General features: G+C 65.1%; 18 protein-coding genes. 9 read left to right on the plus strand and 9 right to left on the minus strand.

The genetic code is table 11. The features are described from left to right. Positions 1-58: 58 nt before the first annotated feature. The 9 genes from QM841_RS28995 to rpmH form a co-directional block, all read right to left on the minus strand. Entirely contained in the window at positions 59-1,141 is a 1,083-nt protein-coding gene (locus QM841_RS28995; protein WP_283334685.1) for a ParB/RepB/Spo0J family partition protein, read from the minus strand. Continuing rightward, the gene (locus tag QM841_RS29000) at positions 1,138-2,151 is read right to left on the minus strand and encodes a ParA family protein (RefSeq protein WP_005560835.1); all 1,014 of its coding nucleotides are present in this window, start codon (positions 2,149-2,151) and stop codon (positions 1,138-1,140) included. Before QM841_RS29000 ends, QM841_RS28995 begins: the two co-directional genes overlap by 4 nt. A 68-nt stretch (positions 2,152-2,219) precedes the next feature. Continuing rightward, positions 2,220-2,903, minus strand: a complete 684-nt coding sequence (rsmG, locus tag QM841_RS29005; protein WP_005249117.1) for a 16S rRNA (guanine(527)-N(7))-methyltransferase RsmG — start codon at positions 2,901-2,903, stop codon at positions 2,220-2,222. Positions 2,904-3,616: 713 nt separating this feature from the next. Next, the gene (locus QM841_RS29010; protein ID WP_283334686.1) at positions 3,617-4,021 is read right to left on the minus strand and encodes a nuclear transport factor 2 family protein; all 405 of its coding nucleotides are present in this window, start codon (positions 4,019-4,021) and stop codon (positions 3,617-3,619) included. An 881-nt stretch (positions 4,022-4,902) separates the two neighbouring features. Further along, positions 4,903-5,457 (minus strand): Jag family protein, encoded by a 555-nt coding sequence (locus tag QM841_RS29015; protein WP_005249113.1) that lies wholly within the window; start codon positions 5,455-5,457, stop codon positions 4,903-4,905. 19 nt (positions 5,458-5,476) lie between these two features. Beyond that, positions 5,477-6,589 (minus strand): membrane protein insertase YidC, encoded by a 1,113-nt coding sequence (gene yidC, locus QM841_RS29020; protein WP_280783058.1) that lies wholly within the window; start codon positions 6,587-6,589, stop codon positions 5,477-5,479. Positions 6,590-6,593: 4 nt separating this feature from the next. Beyond that, positions 6,594-6,959 (minus strand): membrane protein insertion efficiency factor YidD, encoded by a 366-nt coding sequence (gene yidD, locus QM841_RS29025; protein ID WP_280783059.1) that lies wholly within the window; start codon positions 6,957-6,959, stop codon positions 6,594-6,596. Further along, the gene (rnpA, locus tag QM841_RS29030) at positions 6,956-7,333 is read right to left on the minus strand and encodes a ribonuclease P protein component (RefSeq protein WP_280783060.1); all 378 of its coding nucleotides are present in this window, start codon (positions 7,331-7,333) and stop codon (positions 6,956-6,958) included. The genes yidD and rnpA overlap by 4 nt, the downstream gene beginning before the upstream one ends. A 27-nt stretch (positions 7,334-7,360) precedes the next feature. Then, complete coding sequence (gene rpmH, locus QM841_RS29035; protein WP_005263481.1) at positions 7,361-7,504, minus strand: 50S ribosomal protein L34; 144 nt, start codon at positions 7,502-7,504, stop codon at positions 7,361-7,363. A gap of 739 nt (positions 7,505-8,243) precedes the next feature. Between rpmH and dnaA the strand changes: the two genes are divergently transcribed. From dnaA to gyrB, 9 genes are all read left to right on the plus strand, one after another. Further along, positions 8,244-9,830, plus strand: a complete 1,587-nt coding sequence (gene dnaA, locus QM841_RS29040) for a chromosomal replication initiator protein DnaA (RefSeq protein WP_011596259.1) — start codon at positions 8,244-8,246, stop codon at positions 9,828-9,830. Positions 9,831-10,479: 649 nt separating this feature from the next. Beyond that, positions 10,480-11,664 (plus strand): DNA polymerase III subunit beta, encoded by a 1,185-nt coding sequence (gene dnaN, locus QM841_RS29045; protein WP_005249107.1) that lies wholly within the window; start codon positions 10,480-10,482, stop codon positions 11,662-11,664. Between the two features lie 62 nt (positions 11,665-11,726). Further along, positions 11,727-12,638 carry a phosphogluconate dehydrogenase (NAD(+)-dependent, decarboxylating) gene (gene gnd, locus QM841_RS29050; protein ID WP_283334687.1) on the plus strand — a complete coding sequence of 304 codons (912 nt, stop codon included), beginning with the start codon at positions 11,727-11,729 and terminating at the stop codon, positions 12,636-12,638. Beyond that, a complete protein-coding gene (gene recF / locus QM841_RS29055; RefSeq protein WP_283334688.1) occupies positions 12,639-13,871 on the plus strand; it encodes a DNA replication/repair protein RecF in 1,233 nt (410 codons plus the stop codon). Then, a complete protein-coding gene (locus QM841_RS29060) occupies positions 13,861-14,424 on the plus strand; it encodes a DUF721 family protein (protein ID WP_005249104.1) in 564 nt (187 codons plus the stop codon). The genes recF and QM841_RS29060 overlap by 11 nt, the downstream gene beginning before the upstream one ends. A 125-nt stretch (positions 14,425-14,549) precedes the next feature. Beyond that, positions 14,550-15,458 (plus strand): metal-dependent hydrolase, encoded by a 909-nt coding sequence (locus QM841_RS29065; protein ID WP_283334689.1) that lies wholly within the window; start codon positions 14,550-14,552, stop codon positions 15,456-15,458. Next, entirely contained in the window at positions 15,455-16,573 is a 1,119-nt protein-coding gene (locus tag QM841_RS29070; protein WP_105416938.1) for a PDR/VanB family oxidoreductase, read from the plus strand. The genes QM841_RS29065 and QM841_RS29070 overlap by 4 nt, the downstream gene beginning before the upstream one ends. A gap of 56 nt (positions 16,574-16,629) precedes the next feature. Beyond that, the gene (locus tag QM841_RS29075) at positions 16,630-17,568 is read left to right on the plus strand and encodes an alpha/beta fold hydrolase (RefSeq protein WP_283334690.1); all 939 of its coding nucleotides are present in this window, start codon (positions 16,630-16,632) and stop codon (positions 17,566-17,568) included. A gap of 197 nt (positions 17,569-17,765) precedes the next feature. After that, the gene (gene gyrB, locus QM841_RS29080; RefSeq protein WP_105416942.1) at positions 17,766-19,808 is read left to right on the plus strand and encodes a DNA topoisomerase (ATP-hydrolyzing) subunit B; all 2,043 of its coding nucleotides are present in this window, start codon (positions 17,766-17,768) and stop codon (positions 19,806-19,808) included. Positions 19,809-20,228: the final 420 nt, after the last annotated feature.

Raw genomic sequence — 20,228 nt, forward strand, 5'->3', positions numbered from 1 at the left:
CAGCGGCCACTGTCACAGTGACGGATCACCCGCGGGTACTTCTACCTCTCTCAGGCGCTCATGAATCGGCCTTCTGTGCCTCCATCATCCCAACGATCCTCTGAAGATCGTCCACCGAACCGAACTCGACCACAATCTTGCCCTTGCGCTTGCCGAGGCTGACCGTGACCCTCGTGTCGAACGAATCCGACAGCCGCTCGGCGACGTCCTGCAGGCCCGGCATCTGGATCGGCTTGCGGCGCTGGGCGGGCTGCGCCGCCTGGTCGTCGCTGCGGTTGGCGAGCGTCACCGCCTCCTCCGTCGCGCGAACAGACATGCCCTCCGCGACGATGCGTGCCGCCATCACCTCCTGCGCGTCGGCTCCGGCCTCGAGCGACAACAGGGCGCGAGCGTGCCCGGCCGACAGCACACCCGCCGCGACGCGGCGTTGCACGGGAATCGGCAATTTCAACAGTCGGATCATGTTCGTCACCACGGGACGCGAGCGACCGATCTTCGCCGCCAGTTCCTCGTGGGTCACCTCGAACTCTTCGAGCAACTGCTGGTACGCCGCAGCCTCTTCGAGCGGGTTCAGCTGCACGCGGTGGATGTTCTCCAGGAGCGCGTCGCGAAGCATGGCGTCGTCGCCGGTCTCGCGAACGATCGCCGGGATCGTCTCCAGCTCGGCTTCCTGGCTGGCACGCCACCGACGCTCGCCCATGACGAGCTGGAACTTGCCGTCGTCGAGCGGACGCACCACGATCGGCTGCATCAACCCGAACTCACGGATCGAGTGGACGAGTTCGGCGAGAGCGTCGTCGTCGAACACCTGACGCGGCTGCTTGGGGTTCCGCTCGATCAGGTCGGGGGCGATCTCCCGGTACACCGCCCCGGTGGGGGAGGGGAGGGGTTGAGCACCGTTCCCGGATTCGCCGTCGGCGCCGTTGCTCCCTCCATTGTTTCCCGTGGACGCGGGAGCGGTCTTCTCGTCCGTCGCAGAGTCCGACGAGTTCGGCGCGGGAGCGGTCAGTACGGTGCGTCGGTCCGTGCCGATCACGACGTCCGCGGCGGCGTTGCCCAGCCCCGGTCCCGTCGTGGTCGGTCCCGTAGGAATGAGCGCGGCCAGTCCACGGCCAAGTCCACCCTTACGCGTCTGACTCATCGCTGCTCCTGCTTCGTGATGTGTGCGGTGCGTGCTGCGAGTTCACGTCCCGCGTCGAGGTAACTCATGGCACCCCGCGAGCCGGGGTCGTAATCGAGCACGGTCATGCCGTACCCGGGCGCTTCGGACACCTTCACGCTGCGGGGAATGACGGCACGGAGGACGGCGTCACCGAAGTGGGTGCGGACCTCTTCGGCCACCTGGTCGGCCAACTTGGTGCGCCCGTCGTACATCGTGAGAAGGACCGTCGACACGTGGAGATCCGGGTTGAGATGTGCCTGCACCAGTTCGATATTCCGCAGCAGCTGTCCCACACCCTCGAGGGCGTAGTACTCGCACTGGATCGGGATCAGAACTTCCTTGGCCGCGACCATCGCGTTCACCGTGAGCAGTCCGAGCGAGGGCGGGCAGTCGATCAGGATGAAGTCGGCATCCACCTCGCCGAGAGCCTTCTCCGAGAGCGCGCCCTTGAGCCGTCCCTCGCGGGCGACCATGGAGACCAATTCGATCTCGGCGCCGGCGAGGTCGATCGTGGCCGGAATGCAGAACAGCCGGTCGTTGTGCGGACTCTTCTGGATCGCCTCCGCAGCCGTCACCTCACCGAGGAGAAGCTCATAGCTGGACGGCACACCGGAGTGGTGGGCGACGCCCAACGCCGTGCTGGCGTTGCCCTGCGGGTCGAGGTCGATGACCAGAACGGTGAGTCCCTGAACCGCGAGGGCGGAGGCGAGGTTGACCGCACTCGTCGTCTTGCCGACGCCGCCCTTCTGATTGGCGATCGTGAGGATCCGCCGTTCGGGCGGCTTCGGCAGACTCACCGAGTGGGGGTGCAGCACCTGACTCGCGCGGTGCGCGGCGGCACCGATCGGAGTCTCCTCGACGGAGATTCCGTTGTAGGGGGCCGTGAATCCGTCGTCTCCGTTCCCGGAGCTCGTCGCCTGGTCGGATTGATGGTCGGTTTCACGTGAAACTGTTTCACGTGAAACGGCGGATTCAGGCCCACCCGACATTGACTACTCCTTCAATTGGGAATCGCTCGTTACTCGACATATTCACTCCCTAGTCACCGTGGACATCGTCATCGACGCTGACGGCGTTTCGGTACACGTTCTGCCCGAACGACAACGGTGGGGACAGGAAGCAGGCCCACTCCGCATTCCACGATATCCAGCTTGCCAGCACCCAACCGAGTCAGGGAAGCGCGATCACGGGAAATCTCTTCGGCGGCGCTCGAACCTTTCAATGCGAGCATTCTCCCATGCTCGTGGATAAGCGGCAGCGACCACTTGGCCAACTTCTCCAACGGCGCCACCGCGCGGGACGTCACGACGTCTGCGCCGCCGGCTTCCTTCACCACACCCGACTCCTCGGCCCGGCCCCGGACCACCAGCACGTCCAGACCGTTCGACTCGACGAACTCGGCGAGGTACACCGACCGTCGCAGCAGCGGCTCCACCAACGTGATCCGGAGATCGGGTCGGGCGATCGCGAGTGGGATACCGGGCAACCCGGCACCACTGCCGACATCGACGACCGACTCACCCTCGGCGATCAGTTCACCGACGACGGCACAGTTGAGGAGATGGCGTTCCCAGAGTCGCGGAACCTCCCGGGGCCCGATCAACCCCCGCTCGACACCGTCGGTCGCCAGCGACTTGTAGTAGCGCTCCGCGATATCGAATCGTTCACCGAACACCTGGCGTGCCGCCGCTTGTTCGTCCCATTCGGCCGGCTCTCCACCATTCGGTTCCACGTGAAACATCCTCCCGCGAATAACGCGAAATCAACAAACACAGCTTCTTTATTATCCGCCCTCCGTCACGACTATGTCCCTTAACTCGAACGCGCAACGCCGGAACAGTGTCGAGCCGCACCCCCTTCCGGTGGGGGAGGGGAGGGGTTGGGTGTGCACTGGCGGTGAAGCACCCGTTCGACTCGGCGGTCCCGCCGTCGCCTCGCCGGTGAACCCTCTCTGCGATGGATCTCGCGCACATCGCGTCATCTGGTTCTGCGGATCAACAGCGGGGCGATCGACGCGCGCATGTTTCACGTGGAACAGGCGACGGATCGCAAGGGGTCTATCTGGGGCCGGCCGTGTCCCGGCCCGAGATTGTTCTGCGCCGGTGCACGCCCGGGACGTTGGTCCGTCTGATCGCATTCGGCGCGGGCGGTTTCACGTGGAACAACTGTCCTGTGTTTCACGTGGAACAGAACCGACCCCGTCCGTGCATTACCCGGCCGCCGTCCCAACTCGGCAGACGCAAGGGTCCAGCGAATGGCCGACCTCCCAACTAAGGCGAAGCCATCCACGCCTACTCGACGCTAGCTCTCGGCAGCTTCACTCCGACGAAGCCCCAGTTTTCAATCATCACAGTGACGAAACTCCCGGGTGTGGTTGGGTGGGTGAAACTACAACCTAAATTCCTTCGAAAACGTCCGAAATGGACGGCCCGTGGACTCCACATACGCGATGGGTCAGACCGTGGTGTCCGGGAAGGAGTGGTGCTCGTGAGCGACGAGCCAACGACCGTCTTCCTTTCGCAACCCCACTGTGAGGCGGAGCCGGTTCTCCGGATTGTCGGCGAGCTCCGCTTCCATTCCACAGCGGAGGAGCGCATGGGCGAACGCAACATCCTCGCCGGCCGTCACATCCAATGACAGCATCTCGAACCTGGCACCCTGCGACTGCCATTCGAAGAACGGCGGCCATGTCTCGCGATACGCATCGATTCCACGAGCGCCCTCGTATGGCGGTGGCACGTCGAACATCACGATGTCGTCGGAGTGGTCCGCGAGAACCCCGGCCATGTCGCCACTGTGCACAGCCTCAGCCCAACGGTCGATCAGATCCCGGATCTGTCGTTCGTCCTCGCTCATCATTCACTCCATCCAGTCGACGGCACCGCTTCGGTCGCTTCAATGATGTGGACTTCGAGAAGCATCGAAACTCATCGCACCGAACCACTGACGCGTGAGTGGTATGTCTCGAGACATCGCGGACACTTGCGGATCGTTCCGCTCACCATCGCCGGATGAGCGGAGAAGAGCTTCGATGGACCCCGCACCCTTCTCCACGATCCCAGCAGTCGTCGGCGGCAGGAGAGTAAGCCGATCGCTTCGCCCACAGCGCCCCGACGGATTCACGTGCGGGCGGCCCCCTCAAAACTGAGCGAGGTACGGCATCCCAATCTTGACCCCCGTCCATAGACCCGGGCTCGCGTCCACTCGGCCTGGGCCGCCGAGGTTGTTGAAAGAGTTCCAGACGATGCCGGCGACCCCACCTACTTGCGGGGGATATCGTCAGCGATTTCCGCTTCCCGCCGCTGATCGATGGGGCGCATCGCCGGGTGGACTCGGCCGCCTCCGGGACGTCCGAGACGGGGAAGAGTCATCTCGTCGAAGCGCTCGCGCGCACGCCGCGATCGAGACCGAGCTGCGGGTGGCCTGGTCCATCCTGGAAACCCTCATCCGGAAGGTGAACAAGGCGAAGGTAGACGGCACGATCGGGGGCGACGGTCGGCGGACCGGTGGCGAAGTTACCCGCCCGCACTGTCCACGAAGTCCTGAGACAGCGCAGTCACGCGACGGTGGCGCACGAAATCTCGCCGCGAACACCCGACCTCTCGGTGGGGGAGGGGAGGGGTGCGTGTTTCACGTGAAACGAAACTAAGCCAAAGTGACGGATCGCGACATACGGACAGTGAAAAGGCGGGGCTCCCGGAGATGGATCCGGGAGCCCCGCCTTGGTGATGCTCTGTGGATCAGTCCTTGATGACGACCACGCGACGTGAAGGCTCGGCGCCTTCGCTCTCGCTCGACACGCCATCGACCTTCGCGACCGCGTCGTGAACGATCTTGCGCTCGAACGGCGTCATCGGAGCGAGCTCCTCGCGTTCACCGCTCTCGAGTACGCGGCGGGCAGCCGAGGAACCCAGCTCGGTCAGTTCGGCGCGGCGGCCGGCACGCCATCCGGCGATGTCGAGCATCAGGCGACTACGTTCGCCCGTCGCCTGCTGCACGGCGAGGCGAGTCAGTTCCTGGAGTGCGTCCAGCACCTCACCCTTGCGCCCGACCAACTTGGTGAGATCGTCTCCACCGTCGATGCTGACAACAGCACGGTCACCCTCGACGTCCAGGTCGATATCGCCGTCGAAGTCGAGTACGTCGAGCAGCTGCTCCAGGTAGTCGCCGGCGATTTCCCCTTCCTCGATCAGGTAGTCGTCAGAATCGGAATCCACCTCGGTGTCCGGGTTCTGCGTCGTTGCAGTCACGTCTGTCTCATCTCCGTCCACTGCGATGTCAGGCTCACTAGCCATGCTCGTTCTCTTTTCTGAATCAGCGCCGCTTGCGCTTGGGGGACTTTCCGCGGTTGGACTGGGGGCGGGCACCGGGCTTCGGCTTCGACGTACCCGCAGCCGAACCGTCACCACTCACCTGATCGGAGGCGCTGTCTTCGACGACGCCCTCGACGATCTCCGGCTCGTCCGCTGAGGAAGAACCGTCCGTTGCGGTCGCGGACTTCTTCTTTTTCTTGGTGAGATCGGGACGTGCACCGGGCTTCGGAGCGTTGTCCGCCCGGCGTGCGATGGCAGCCTGCTTCTTCTCTTCCTCTTCTTGGTCGATGCGACGGAAGACGATGTGCTGCTGCGCGTACGTCCAGATGTTGTTACTCACCCAGTACAGGAGGATCGCGATGGGGAGGAACGGACCACCGACGAGCACACCGAGCGGGAAGACCCACAGCGCGAGCTTGTTCATGATCGCGGACTGCGGGTTGGCGGCGGCCTCGGGGCTCTGCCGAGCCACAGAAGCGCGCGAGTTGAAGTGGGTCGCGATGCTGGCGATGACCATCAGCGGAACCGCGACAACGGCGATGTTCAGCACGGTGGGGATCGGGCCGTAGGCAGCAAACGCGTCGAGCTGTTCCTTCGGCATGGTGATCCAGGCCGAGATGGGAGCGCCGAACAGTCGAGCACTCAGGAAGGACTGCACGTCCTCGACGCTGAAGAAGTAGTTCGGCGTGTTCGCGTTCGCCTCGACCGACATGCCGAGCTGCCCGAATCCGGTGCCGGTGCGGTTGAACGAGCGAAGCACGTGAAACAGGCCGATGAAGACCGGAGCCTGCGCGAGAACCGGGAGGCAGCCCATGATGGGGTTGAACCCGTGCTCCTTCTGGAGCTTCTGCATCTCGACGGCCTGACGCTGGCGGTCGCCGGAGTACTTCTTCTGCAGAGCCTTGATCTGCGGCTGAAGTTCCTGCATCTGGCGCGTCGTGCGAACCTGCTTCACGAACGGCTTGTACAGCACGGCACGCAGCGTGAACACGAGGAACACCACGGAGAGTGCCCAGGTGACACCGCTGTCCGGCCCGAGGAAGGGAATGGCACCGAATATCTTGTGCCAGACCCACAGGATCCCGGACACCGGATAGTAAATGAAGTCGAGCACGGCTCTATGTACTCCTCTGTTCGTCCACGTTCGCCGGACAGCAACGACGGCCACCCGCATGACGGTCGCGACGGGCAGGGACCGGGTCCCACCCACCAGGGTGCCAGGGGGCACACTTCGCCAACCGAACCACCGTCAAAAAAAGGCCTTTGATCGCCCCGTGGGTACGCAGGGATTCCACCGCATACTCGCTACAGGTCGGCATGAACCGGCAGGTCGGCATCCTCAGGGGCGACACATACGTCCGGTAGAGCTCGATGAAGAAAATGAGAGTGCGCGCCGGTAACGCACGGACCGACTTCCACGCGGAAGAGGCCGAGGAGGTGGCCTCGGCCGTGTCGGCGCGCGACTCGTGGAGTGCGCTTTTCATGCGGAGGTACTCACGGGCGCAAGAAGGTCCAATCGAAGGAGACCTGCACGAAGTTGCTTCTCCAGGTCCCGGCTACTTGCAGTCGCAGCTCCCGGAAGAGCCCGAATCACCACATCGGTTCCCCGTGGAACCACGTCCACGAGGTCGATGCAGATATGACGAAGCCGGCGTGCGACTCGATGTCGAATCACCGCCGGCCCGACAGCCTTACTCACAACCAGTCCGAATCGCGGACCGCCGCTACTCACCAGCTCATCTGCCTGCGCACGGTCGAATGCGTGCACAACCAGGTCGCGTCTTCCCATCCGACGACCACGTCGCACAGTCAACGAAAAATCTGAATGACGACGCAATCGGTGCGGCTCAGGCAACACCCCGAGCTCCCGAACCCAGTGTCGGGATCAGGCGGTGAGAGATTCGCGGCCCTTACGGCGACGCGCCGAAACGATTGCACGACCCGCACGGGTCCGCATACGAAGACGGAAGCCGTGAACGCGCGCGCGGCGTCGGTTGTTCGGCTGGAACGTCCGCTTGCCCTTGGCCACGGTCAACACTCCTCGAAGTTCATCGACGCCTCCCGGCGTCATGGATCTAACATTGGCGAAAACTCAGGTGTTCATCCACAGGGTGGGGATGGAACGACCTCGAAACTGGACTCGAGCCAGCACGAAACCGCCACCTCACCACAGGGTGACTGTTCGAGAGTACTTACCACTCACGGTCAGGTCAAACTCGCTCACCTGCGATTCCCCCGCGAATCGGTTGACCGACACGCCGAGGATCGACAAATGCTTGCACCCCAACTTCCAATGTGCCAAACCGCTGTGAGGTTGCCGACACTGTTGCTAGCGTCTATGCATGGTCTCGCCGATGAACCCTGATCGAGTGCCCGGCTCTCGACTTCACCGTTCTCATCTGCATATTCACCACAATTCATCCACAGGGCACAGATGGTGTGCCGCTTCGGATCGCCACGAGGGTTGTTGACACCCTTCACTTCCCGGGTCCGTGAACCCGCCCATCCAGGTTTCGCATGCATAAGCGCAGGTCAGCGCGCTGGATCTGGACTCCTCTCCATGCAACGGCGTCTCGACAGGGGGCGTCTGCACTTTGTCCACATCTGTGGATAATTGTGTGGAAACACAGTTCAGATGGCATATTCGTAGGTCCGTACGGGGTCCATCCTCAGGTCGGGGAAGTTACCGATTCCACCTCGACGACGGCACCGACACTCGACTCGGCACCGCTGGCGCCGAGTCCGCGAACACACTGGGGAGGAACCACGTGAACGACGATCCGAATGCGCTCGCACGGATCTGGATCGACGTCGTCGCAGACCTCACATCCGATTCGCCCGGCGGCGATCTGCCGCCGCTGACGAGGGGACAGAAGGCGTGGTTGGCGCTCGTCAAACCGCTGACGCTCGCACAGGGCTTCGCGCTCCTGTCCGTTCCGTCGCCCTTCGCGCAGGAGGCGATCGAACGGGATCTCCGTGAACCGATCCTCCACGCCCTCGGCCGGCATCTCGGTGAGCAGGTCGAAGGCCTCGGTGTGCGTATCGCGGCCCCGGTCGACGACGAGCCCGAATCCGATCCGCCGAGCCGGGACCACCGGCCCGAACCGGAACCTCTCCACACGCCTCGCCACCTCGAGCCCTCCGTCACCAGTTCCGGGTCGTTCCGCAGGCGCCGGTTCGGTTCCGGAGAGGATCAGCCCTACTCCGACACGACGGACTTCGAGGAAGTCGACGACGACCGCGAGGCCCTCGCCAGCGTCCACGAATCCTGGCCGTCGTACTTCACGAAGCCCCCGTCCGGCCCGGCACCGTCGGCGACCGGGGGGAACAGCCTCAACGCGAAGTACACATTCGACACGTTCGTGATCGGCTCGTCCAACCGATTCGCCCACGCCGCGGCGGTCGCCATCGCCGAGGCGCCGGCACGCGCGTACAACCCGTTGTTCGTGTGGGGAGCGTCCGGCCTCGGCAAGACGCACCTCCTGCACGCCGCCGGCCACTACGCCCAGCGGCTGTTCCCGGGGATGCGGGTGAAGTACGTCTCCACCGAGGAATTCACCAACGACTTCATCAACAGCCTCCGCGACGACCGCAAGGTGGCGTTCAAGCGCCGCTACCGCGAGACCGACGTGCTGCTGGTCGACGACATCCAGTTCATCGAGGGCAAGGAAGGTATCCAGGAGGAGTTCTTCCACACCTTCAACACCCTGCACAACGCGAACAAGCAGATCGTCGTCTCGTCCGACCGGCCGCCGAAGCAGCTGGCGACACTCGAGGAACGACTGCGTACCAGGTTCGAATGGGGCCTGATCACCGACGTTCAGCCACCCGAACTCGAGACCCGCATCGCGATCCTCAGCAAGAAGGCCCGGATGGACCGGCTCGAGGTGCCCGACGACGTCCTCGAGTTGATCGCCTCCCGGATCGAACGCAACATCCGGGAACTCGAGGGTGCCCTCATTCGTGTGACGGCGTTTGCGTCCCTGAACAGGCAACCCCTGGACCTCACGCTCGCCGAGGTGGTGCTGCGCGACCTGATGCCGGACTCGTCGAGTCTCGAGATCAATGCGGCGACGATCATGGCGGTCACCGCGGAGTACTTCAACATGTCCATCGACGACCTCTGTGGCCCCGGTAAGGCACGTCCGCTGGCGTCCGCCCGCCAGATCTCCATGTACCTGTGCCGCGAGCTCACCGATCTGTCCCTGCCGAAGATCGGGCAGACTTTCGGCCGCGACCACACCACCGTCATGTACGCGGACAAGAAGATTCGCAAGGAGATGACGGAGCGGCGGAAGGTCTACGACCAGGTCCAGGAGCTGACCGCCCGGATCAAGCAGCGCTCCAAGAGGTAGTCACCGACACCTGCCTCCCCTGTGCCCCTGGTAGCTCGCCTACCGGGGGCACAGGTCGTTTCGGGGGAACCGCAGTCTCGCGGGTAACTCGAGGGGCTCCTCGAGCCGGTCCTCGAGGGTTGGCTCGAGCGGGTCCTCGAGGTACCGCTCGAGGGTCTACTCGAGGCTTGCGCGAACCCCCGCCGACGCGACACGCCGACGCAACACGCCGACGCCGGGACCTGGGATAAAGCATGCACACCTGTGGATAAGTGTGGGGATGAGGTGGAATCTCTGTGGACAGAACGTGCAGAACTTTGAACAACCTCGAGTAGTCCACATGGGTGCCGGATTGGTCCTCGAGTTTGTCCTCGAGAATTCCCCACACGACGACGCGGACGGACCAGCGGCTACACGCCTTCGTCCACAGATTCCACAGGACCTAATAGTACTTCTCATTAATTCTTATAAAAACCTCTTTGAAAACAGGGTTGGGGACAGCGTCGGTTCACAGGCCTCGGTCGGCGACTCGAGGACGCGACGGTTCCGCTTTCAACTTCGTCCTCGAGGGCATACGGTTATGCATCGCCGCTCTGTGAAAGACTGCAGTGCTGTGGTCACGGCCCGACCGTGGCGAACAACCGTGCCTACCGAGAGGAACAACCCGGCGATGGAGCTTGGAAGCCTGAAGTTTCGTGTCTCCCGGGAAGAATTCGCTGATTCAGTGGCATGGGTCGCTCGCAGTCTGCCGTCGCGGCCTCCTGTCCCCGTTCTCGGCGGTGTTCTCCTGGACGCGACCGAGCAAGGGTTGACGGTTTCCGGATTCGACTACGAGGTATCGGCCCAGGTCAGGGTCGCAGCCGAGGTCGGAAGCGCCGGTCAGGTCCTCGTCTCCGGCAAGCTTCTCGCCGACATCACGAAGTCGCTTCCCAACAAGCCGGTCGACGTGACCCTCGAAGGCACCCGCGTGCTGATCACGTGCGGAAGCGCCAAGTTCTCCCTGCCCACCATGCCGGTCGAGGACTATCCGCAGCTTCCGCAGCTTCCGCAGCAGACCGGCTCGATTCCCGCCGACGTGTTCTCCGAAGCGATCAGTCAGGTGGCTGTCGCGGCGGGCAAGGACGACACCCTGCCGATGCTGACCGGCATCCGCGTCGAGATCGAACGCAACGCGATCGTGCTCGCCGCCACCGACCGGTTCCGTCTCGCAGTCCGTGAACTCGAGTGGTCGCCGGCGAACCCCGACACCACCGCGGCCGTCCTCATCCCCGCAAAGACGCTCTCCGAATCGGCGAAAACGCTTGCAGGAGATGCCACTTCGCCGGTCGAGCTGGCGCTCGGTTCGGGTTCCGCGGTCGGCAACGACGGGCTCCTCGGCATCGTCAACGACGGCCGCCGCACCACCACCCGGTTGCTGGACGCCGAGTTCCCGAAGTTCCGGCAGCTGCTGCCGTCCGAGCACACGGCACTGGCCACCGTCGAAATCGCTCCGCTCGTCGAGGCGATCAAGCGTGTTGCCCTCGTCGCCGAGCGCGGCGCGCAGGTCCGACTGCAGTTCTCCACCGAGGGACTTCTCCTCTCCGCGGGTGGCGACGATGCGGGTCGCGCAGAGGAAGGCTTGAACGCGGTCTTCCAGGGTGAGCCGCTCACGATCGCCTTCAACCCCGGCTACCTGATCGACGGACTGTCCTCGCTGCACAGCGAGCAGGTGCTGTTCGGTTTCACGACCCCCAGCCGCCCCGCCGTGCTGCGCCCGGCCACCGAGGACGAGATCGAGCCCGACGATTCCGGCAACTTCGCGGCGCCGGAGAGCGCGTACACGTACCTGCTGATGCCGGTGCGTCTCCCGGGCTGACGGTTTCGCGGAAGCGAAACCAGCACTGCCGAACGAAATCTCACGAGTGGACGGAGATCACGATGCAGATCGGGTTGGTCGGGCTCGGAAAGATGGGATTCAACATGCGCGAGCGGTTGCGCGCGCACGGGCACGAGGTGGTCGGTTACGACCCCCGCCCCGAGGTCACGGATGTGGCGTCGCTCGCGGAACTCGCGACACGACTCGAGTCTCCCCGAGTCGTGTGGGTGATGGTTCCGGCGGGAAAGATCACCCAGGACACGGTGACCGAGCTGTCGTCGGTGCTCGAGACCGGCGACCTGGTGATCGACGGCGGCAACTCGAGATACACCGACGACAAAGTCCACGGTGAGCTGCTGGGTTCCCGCGGCATCGGCTACCTCGACTGCGGTGTGTCCGGCGGGGTCTGGGGACTCGAGAACGGCTACGGCCTGATGGTCGGCGGATCGGAGGCGGACGTCGAGCGGGCGCTGCCCATCTTCGACGCTCTGCGCCCCGAGGGTGAGCGCGCGGACGGCTTCGTCCACGCCGGCCCGGTCGGTGCAGGCCACTACGCGAAGATGATCCACAACGGCATCGAATACGGGCTGATGCAGGCGTACGCCGAGGGCTACGAGCTGCTCGAGGCGGAAGACCTCGTCACGGACGTCCACGGTGTGCTGCGCGCGTGGACCAAGGGCACAGTGGTCCGGTCGTGGCTGCTGGAGCTGCTCGTCAAGGCATTGGGTGAGGATCCCGATTTCGCCGAGATCTCCGGTTACACAGAAGATTCCGGTGAGGGTCGTTGGACCGTACTCGAGGCGATCGACCATGCCGTGCCCGCACCGGTGATCTCGGCCGCGTTGTTCGCGCGGTTCGCGTCCCGTCAGGACGATTCCCCCGCGATGAAGGCCGTCTCGGCGCTGCGCAACCAGTTCGGTGGTCACGCCGTGAAGAACGCGGCAGGCGAGGCAGAAGCCGGTTCTGGAACGTAGGTGTTCGTTCGCGCACTCTCGCTCAGAGACTTCCGTTCCTGGGACGCTCTCGGTCTCACCCTGCGTCCGGGCTGCACCGTCTTCGTCGGACCCAACGGTCACGGCAAGACGAACGTGCTCGAGGCGCTCGGCTACCTGTCGACCCTGTCGTCTCATCGGGTCAGCTCGGACGCCCCGCTGATCCGGACGGGTACCGGTCAGGCGTTCGCCGGGGCGACCGTCGTCAACGCCGGCCGGGAACTGACCGTCGATCTCGAGTTGAACGAGGGCAGGTCCAACCGGGCACGAATCAACCAGTCACCCACCCGGCGGCCGCGAGAGATTCTCGGGATTCTGCAGACGGTGCTGTTCGCGCCGGAGGATCTGTTGCTGGTCCGCGGTGACCCGGGGGATCGGCGACGCTACCTCGACGAACTCCTCACGGCCCGTATTCCGCGGATGGCGGCGGTGCGCGCCGATTACGACCGGGTGCTGCGGCAGCGGTCGGCGCTGCTCAAGACCGCGGGCGGCGCGTTGCGACGGGTGTCCCGCGGCAGCGGCCGGCCGAGCGAAGACGGCGCGAGTGCCCTTGCCACGCTGGAGGTCTGGGACGGTCATCTCGCCGCACACGGCGCAGAGCTGCTCGCCGGGCGGCTCCACCTCGTCCACGATCTCGCTCCCCACCTGGCCGAGTCGTACCAATCGCTGGCGCCGGAATCGAGGCCCGCGAGCATCCGCTACCGCTCGAGTCTGGGCTCCTCGCTGCCACCGGAGTTCACCGAACCGGCTCGAGTGCCCGAGGCGGGTGACATCGCGTTTCTCGAGGAGCGATTCCTTCAGGAGCTGTCCGTGATGCGCTCCAAGGAAATCGAGCGCGGTGTGTGTCTCGTCGGACCGCATCGTGACGATCTCGAACTGCACCTCGGCGACACCCCGGCGAAGGGATTCGCGAGTCACGGTGAGTCGTGGTCGTTCGCGCTCTCGTTGCGGCTGGCGGGATTCGCCCTGCTGCGCTCGGACGGCAGCGATCCCGTCCTCATGCTCGACGACGTGTTCGCCGAACTCGACCGTCGTCGACGGCGCGCACTCGCCAAGGTCGCGTTGGACGCGGAACAGGTGCTGATCACAGCCGCCGTGCCGGAAGATGTTCCGGAGGAACTCGACGCCGTCCGATTCGGTGTGGAGGCCCGCGACACCGACCGAGGACGGATATCGCACATCGTGGAAGAGCCGGAGGACCGCAGTGACGGATGATCTCGAACCCACCGCACCGGCTGCGGCCCCCGAACCGGAGGTGAAGGGAATCGACCTCGCCCGCCGCGCCCTCGAAGAGGCGCGTGCCGCGGCGAAGGCGAGCGGAAAATCCGTCGGTCAGGGCCGCCGATCCGGAACCGGTGTCCGGGCCCTGCGCGCCCGGCGTCGACGCGGATGGTCGGGTCCGGGACCGGACGACCGCGATCCGCAGCCGTTCGGTGCACTGACCAACGCGATCGCGAAACAGCGCGGCTGGTCGCCCAAGGTGTCCGAGGGGACGGTCCTCGGTCGGTGGGTGCAGGTGGTCGGTGAGGACATCGCCGCGCACGCCGAACCGACGGGGCTGCGGGACGGGATCCTGAGCGTCTCCGCGGAGTCGACGGCCTGGGCGACGCAGCTTCGGATGATGCAGTCGCAGATTCTCGCGAAGATCGCCGCGGCCGTCGGCGACGGCGTCGTGAAGTCGTTGCGGATCACCGGTCCGACCGCTCCGAGCTGGCGAAAAGGGGAACGGCACATCCGGGGGCGTGGGCCCCGGGACACGTACGGATAGGCCGGAGCGGACGTTCGGTTCCTGGTTTTGTCTATTACCCGGTGTTACAGTTACTCCAGGTTTTCGAGTGAACTGTGCCACAGGCCTCCGTCGTGGCGCAGCCGCCGGCACGAAGGAGTAACGAGATGTCCGCCCCGACTGCACCCCGGAACGCGATCCCCGAACCGGACCACATCCTGTTGCAGGCCAGGAACGTGGAGTTCGACTGGTCGAACCTCCCCATGCACTGGATCCCGGGCGACCCGTTCAGCACGCACGTCCTCAACGTCCTGCACCTCCTCCTGCCCGCGGGCGAGGAGTGGTTCGTCGAGACGTTCAAAGAGGCACTGCCGCTGATCGAGGACGAGCAGCTCCGCGACGACGTCGTCGGGTTCATCGGCCAGGAGGCGATGCACGCCAACGCCCACACCGGCGTCCTGGTGCACCTGAAGGAGAAGGGTCTCGACCCGACACCCTTCACCGAGCAGATGGAATGGACGTTCTCCAAGATCCTCGGCCCGCGACCGCTCACCGGTCTGCGCGAGAAGAACTACCTGATCGAGCGGCTGGCGGTCATCGCCGCGATCGAGCACATCACCGCGTTCCTCGGCGACTGGGTGCTCAACGCCGAGGGACTCGACCGCTCCGGCATGCATCCGACGATGCTCGATCTGCTGCGCTGGCACGGCGCCGAGGAGGTGGAGCACCGCTCCGTCGCATACGACGTCATGCGGTACTTCGACAAGCGTGAGTCCCGGCGGATCCGCACCCAGGTGATCGTCACCCCGGTGATCGTGTGGCTGTGGGTGCGCGGCACCCGTTTCCTCATGCGCAACGATCCGGAGCTCGCCCAGTGGTCGGCGCACCGGCGTAAGCCGCACCTGACCGATTTCTTCGCGGCAGGCAAGCGCGGCACCCTCCCGACGGCCCGGGAACTCGGCAAGCGGATGTCGACGTACTTCACGCGTTCGTACCACCCGAGCAACGAGGGTTCGACGGCGCAGGCCGTGAAGTACCTGGCCTCCTCGCCCGCGGCTCAGGCGGCCGAACGATGAAGCTGTCGCAGGTGCGGGAGGTGCTCACCGGGCAGGGCCTGCCCCGCTACGACGCTCCCCCGGACATCAAGGGGCGACCGCGCCCCGACCGCGCCATGCGGATCACCGAGGCCGTGGCCGCCAAGTACCTCCGCGTTCTCACCGCATACGAATACAACCCGGGCGTCGCCGGTCACAACCCGGACGTGGCGATGAAACTGGTTGTCTCCCAACGCGACGTCGTCGCACGGGACGAGAACGTCGTCCAGTTGCGGTTCGAAGCCGAGGACGGTGCGGAACTGCCTGCGTGGCAGCCGGGTTCGCACCTCGACTTCCACCTGCCGTCCGGGCTGCGACGTCAGTACTCGCTGTGCGGGGACCCGTCCGACCGCACGGGCTACAGTGTTGCCGTCCGCCGGATCCCCGAGGGCGGTGGGGGATCCCTCGAGATGCACGCGCTCGAACCGGGCACCCCGGTGACGGTGCGCGGGCCCCGCAACGGGTTTCCCTTCGTCGGCGAGGGGAGTGCGCTCTTCGTCGCCGGCGGAATCGGTATCACGCCGATCCTGGCGATGGTCCGGGCGGCGCGCGACCTCGGAATGGACTGGCAGTTCGTGTACTCCGGCCGGTCGCGGGAGTCGATGCCTTTCCTCGACGAGATCGAAACATTCGATCGGTCACGGGTTTTCATCCGACCCGACGACGAGTTCGGTCTGCCGACCGCCGGGGAGTTGCTGGAGCGTGCCGCGCCGGGCGGCGCCGTCTACTGCTGCGGACCGACACCGATGCTGGAGTCGGTACGCCGCGCGTTCCCCGGAAGCCCCGCCACCGCATTGCATTTCGAACGCTTCGGGGCACCGCCGGTGCTCGACGGCACCGAATTCGAAGTGCAGCTTCTCAGCACCGGTGAGGTGCTCACCGTCCCCGCCGACGAATCCGCACTGACGGTGATCAAGAAGACGATGCCCGGAGTGGGGTACTCGTGCCAGCAGGGATTCTGCGGCACCTGCCGGGTGAAGGTGCTGTCCGGAACCCCGGATCACCGCGAGACGCGGCTCACCGACGCCGAGCAGGAGAACGAGATGCTGATCTGCGTGTCCCGCGCCGACAGCGGCCGTCTCGTCCTCGATCTGTAGTTCCCACCGTCGTACCCGTACCCGTACCCGAACCCGCACGACCAGAGGACCCCACCATGACTCCATCCACATCCGGTACCGCCCGGCGGATCACCAACGGTTCCGTCGAACTCGCCGTGTTCGAGGAGGGCAACCCCGACGGCGAGACGATCGTGCTGGTGCACGGCTGGCCCGACACCCACGACCTGTGGCACCGGGTGGTGCCGTTCCTGACGGAACGGTTCCGGGTGGTCAGCTACGACAGCCGCGGCGCAGGCCGGAGCACCGTGCCCACCCGGGTCGAGGACTACCGACTGTCCGCCCTGGCCGGCGACCTGTTCGCGGTGATCGACGCCGTCAGCCCGGGCCGGCCCGTGCACGTGCTGGCCCACGACTGGGGATCGGTGGAGGCGTGGGAGGCGGTCTGCGAACCGGGAGCCCGCGCACGGATCGCCTCGTTCACCTCGGTCTCCGGGCCCAACCTCGATCACCTCGGCAAGTGGATGCGCCGTCGCATCGCGGACCGCAGCTTCGGCGGGCCGCTCGCGCAGGCCGTCGCGTCCGGCTACACCGTGCTGTTCCAGATCCCGGGCCTGGCGACGCTGCCGCTGCGGCTGTGGTTCTCCCGGCACTGGCCGGCGTTCCTGAGGTTCTTCGACCGCCTCGACCCCGCGCTGGTGCGTCCGGCGCCGACGCTGGCGGACGACATGGTGAACGGTCTCAAGCTGTACCGCGCCAACATCCGGACGAGTCTGTTGAGGCCGCGCGAGCGGTACACCGACGTCCCCGTCCAGCTGATCCTGAACAAGAACGACAAGGCGGTGCGGCCCGTCGGCTACGAGGACACCGAGAAATGGGCGCCCGACCTGCGGCGTCGAGAGGTCGACGCCGGGCACTGGTCGCCGATCTCGCACGCCGAGGACATCGCGCAACTCGCCGCGGAGTTCGTGCTGGACGTCGAGGACCGGCGGTGGGTGGATCTCCCCGACGGCCCGTCCGAGAGCGCTTCTGCCTAGGTTTTCACTCCCGAGACGCCCTGAAAATTCGTCTACGGGGCGCTCAGGGGTGTCATAGCCCGCTCCTGGCGCTGACGTACCAGTAAGATGGCCGAGGTAACTAGCGGCAAGATTCCCGATTCTCGTCTCCCGCGTGCCCGACCAGGGCGGTGGGCGCCTGCGTCGGGCATTGGACGGAGAAGGAGAGCTACCCACCCGTGGCTGCCCAGAAGTCAGACAAAAGCACCTCCAGCAAGGACTACGGCGCTTCTTCCATCACCGTCCTCGAGGGACTCGAAGCTGTTCGTAAGCGACCGGGTATGTACATCGGTTCCACCGGTGAACGCGGTCTCCACCACTTGATCTGGGAAGTCGTCGACAACTCCGTCGACGAGGCCATGGCCGGCCATGCCACCAAGGTCGAGATCACCCTGCTCGAAGACGGTGGCGTCCAGGTCGTCGACGACGGTCGAGGCATCCCCGTCGGGATGCACGCCTCCGGTGTCCCCACCGTCGAGGTCGTCCTCACCCAGCTCCACGCCGGCGGCAAGTTCGACTCCGACTCCTACGCCGTGTCCGGCGGTCTGCACGGTGTCGGTATCTCCGTCGTCAACGCGCTGTCCACCCGGCTCGACGTCGACATCAAGCGTGACGGCTTCCAGTGGAACCAGACGTACACCGACTCGAAGCCGGGCGAACTCGTCAAGGGCGAAGCCACCAAGGAGACGGGCACCACGGTCACGTTCTGGGCCGACCCGAACATCTTCGAGACCACGGTCTACAGCTTCGAGACGGTCGCGCGCCGCCTCCAGGAGATGGCCTTCCTCAACAAGGGCCTGACGATCACCCTCACCGACGAGCGCGTCAGCGACGCCGAGGTCACCGAAGAGGTCGTCAGCCAGGTCGCCGACGCGCCGAAGACCGCCGAGGACGAGTCCGCCGAGGCGCAAGCGCCTGCCGTGCACAAGGTGAAGACCCGCGTCTACCACTACCCGGGCGGCCTCGAGGACTACGTGCGGCACATCAACCGCACGAAGCAGCCGATCCACAACTCCGTCGTCGGATTCACCGCGAAGGGCACCGGCCACGAACTCGAGATCGCGATGCAGTGGAACTCCGGCTACTCGGAGTCGGTCCACACGTTCGCGAACACCATCAACACGCACGAGGGCGGCACCCACGAAGAGGGCTTCCGTTCCGCTCTGACGGCGACGGTCAACAAGTACGCGCTCGACAAGAAGCTCCTCAAGGAGAAGGACCCGAAGCTCACGGGTGACGACATTCGTGAGGGTCTCGCGGCGATCATCTCCGTGAAGGTTGGTGAACCGCAGTTCGAGGGTCAGACGAAGACGAAGCTCGGTAACACCGAGGTCCGGTCATTCGTCCAGAAGGCGAGCAACGAGCACCTGTCGCACTGGTTCGAAGCGAACCCGGCCGACGCGAAGACCATCGTGAACAAGGCGGTGTCGTCGGCGCAGGCCCGCGTCGCCGCCCGCAAGGCCCGCGAACTGGTGCGCCGCAAGAGCGCCACCGACCTCGGCGGCCTGCCGGGCAAGCTCGCCGACTGCCGGTCCAACGATCCGAGCAAGTCCGAGATCTACATCGTGGAGGGCGACTCCGCAGGCGGCTCGGCCAAGTCGGGCCGCGACTCGATGTACCAGGCGATCCTGCCGCTGCGCGGAAAGATCATCAACGTCGAGAAGGCACGCATCGACCGTGTGCTGAAGAACACGGAAGTCCAGTCGATCATCACCGCGTTCGGCACGGGCATCCACGACGAATTCGACATCGCGAAGCTGCGGTACCACAAGATCGTGCTGATGGCCGACGCCGACGTCGACGGCCAGCACATTGCAACGCTGCTGCTCACGCTGCTGTTCCGCTTCATGCGGCCCCTCGTCGAGCACGGCCACGTCTACCTGGCGCAGCCCCCGCTGTACAAGTTGAAGTGGCAGCGCAGCGAGCCGGAGTTCGCGTACTCCGACCGCGAGCGCGACGTCCTGGTCAAGGCCGGCCTCGAGTCCGGCAAGAAGATCAACAAGGACGACGGCATCCAGCGTTACAAAGGTCTCGGCGAGATGAACGCCAAGGAACTGTGGGAGACCACGATGGATCCGACGGTGCGCGTCCTGCGTCTGGTGACGCTCGACGACGCAGCCGCAGCCGACGAGCTGTTCAGCGTTCTCATGGGTGAGGACGTCGAGGCCCGGCGAAGCTTCATCACCCGTAACGCCAAGGACGTCCGCTTCCTCGACGTCTAGGTATCCGGCACAAGAGATTACGGATGTCATGCAGCCACCGGTGGTCGGAAGACCCCGGTGGCTGCACCCGTCTGGGCCGGTTGCGTGACCGGGTGACGCGGAAATCCGTCCTCGACTGTGAACCGCGATTCTGTGTAGCCTGGTCCGCTGATCCCCCCGCGACGGCAACGTCTGGGATCGGTGGTGCGCATGTTACTTGGAAGTAAGGATCGGGGAATTTCTGTGGTAAGAACGTTCCCCATGGGGATGTGATGAACTCGTTACATTCGGAAATCGGTGCGTCGGGCAGCGCTGCGCACAGCGCAACTGATCGATCACTTTCCTCTGTCGACGCGTGTCGTCCGGACCGGTACGACTGTCCCGCCGCAGACGCGGTCACGAGCACAGAGCGACAAGCTATGAGTGGTTGGAAAGGAAGCG

Source organism: Rhodococcus sp. IEGM 1307, from assembly GCF_030056915.1.
Lineage (GTDB): Bacteria > Actinomycetota > Actinomycetes > Mycobacteriales > Mycobacteriaceae > Rhodococcus_F > Rhodococcus_F opacus_D.

Bases quoted from the DNA above. Each gene is read 5' to 3' on its own strand.
- QM841_RS28995 (WP_283334685.1), bottom strand. From the start codon at position 1,141: ATGAGTCAGACGCGTAAGGGTGGACTTGGCCGTGGACTGGCCGCGCTC.
- QM841_RS29000 (WP_005560835.1), bottom strand. From the start codon at position 2,151: ATGTCGGGTGGGCCTGAATCCGCCGTTTCACGTGAAACAGTTTCACGT.
- rsmG (WP_005249117.1), bottom strand. From the start codon at position 2,903: ATGTTTCACGTGGAACCGAATGGTGGAGAGCCGGCCGAATGGGACGAA.
- QM841_RS29010 (WP_283334686.1), bottom strand. From the start codon at position 4,021: ATGATGAGCGAGGACGAACGACAGATCCGGGATCTGATCGACCGTTGG.
- QM841_RS29015 (WP_005249113.1), bottom strand. From the start codon at position 5,457: ATGGCTAGTGAGCCTGACATCGCAGTGGACGGAGATGAGACAGACGTG.
- yidD (WP_280783059.1), bottom strand. From the start codon at position 6,959: ATGAAAAGCGCACTCCACGAGTCGCGCGCCGACACGGCCGAGGCCACC.
- dnaN (WP_005249107.1), top strand. From the start codon at position 10,480: ATGGAGCTTGGAAGCCTGAAGTTTCGTGTCTCCCGGGAAGAATTCGCT.
- gnd (WP_283334687.1), top strand. From the start codon at position 11,727: ATGCAGATCGGGTTGGTCGGGCTCGGAAAGATGGGATTCAACATGCGC.
- QM841_RS29065 (WP_283334689.1), top strand. From the start codon at position 14,550: ATGTCCGCCCCGACTGCACCCCGGAACGCGATCCCCGAACCGGACCAC.
- QM841_RS29070 (WP_105416938.1), top strand. From the start codon at position 15,455: ATGAAGCTGTCGCAGGTGCGGGAGGTGCTCACCGGGCAGGGCCTGCCC.
- QM841_RS29075 (WP_283334690.1), top strand. From the start codon at position 16,630: ATGACTCCATCCACATCCGGTACCGCCCGGCGGATCACCAACGGTTCC.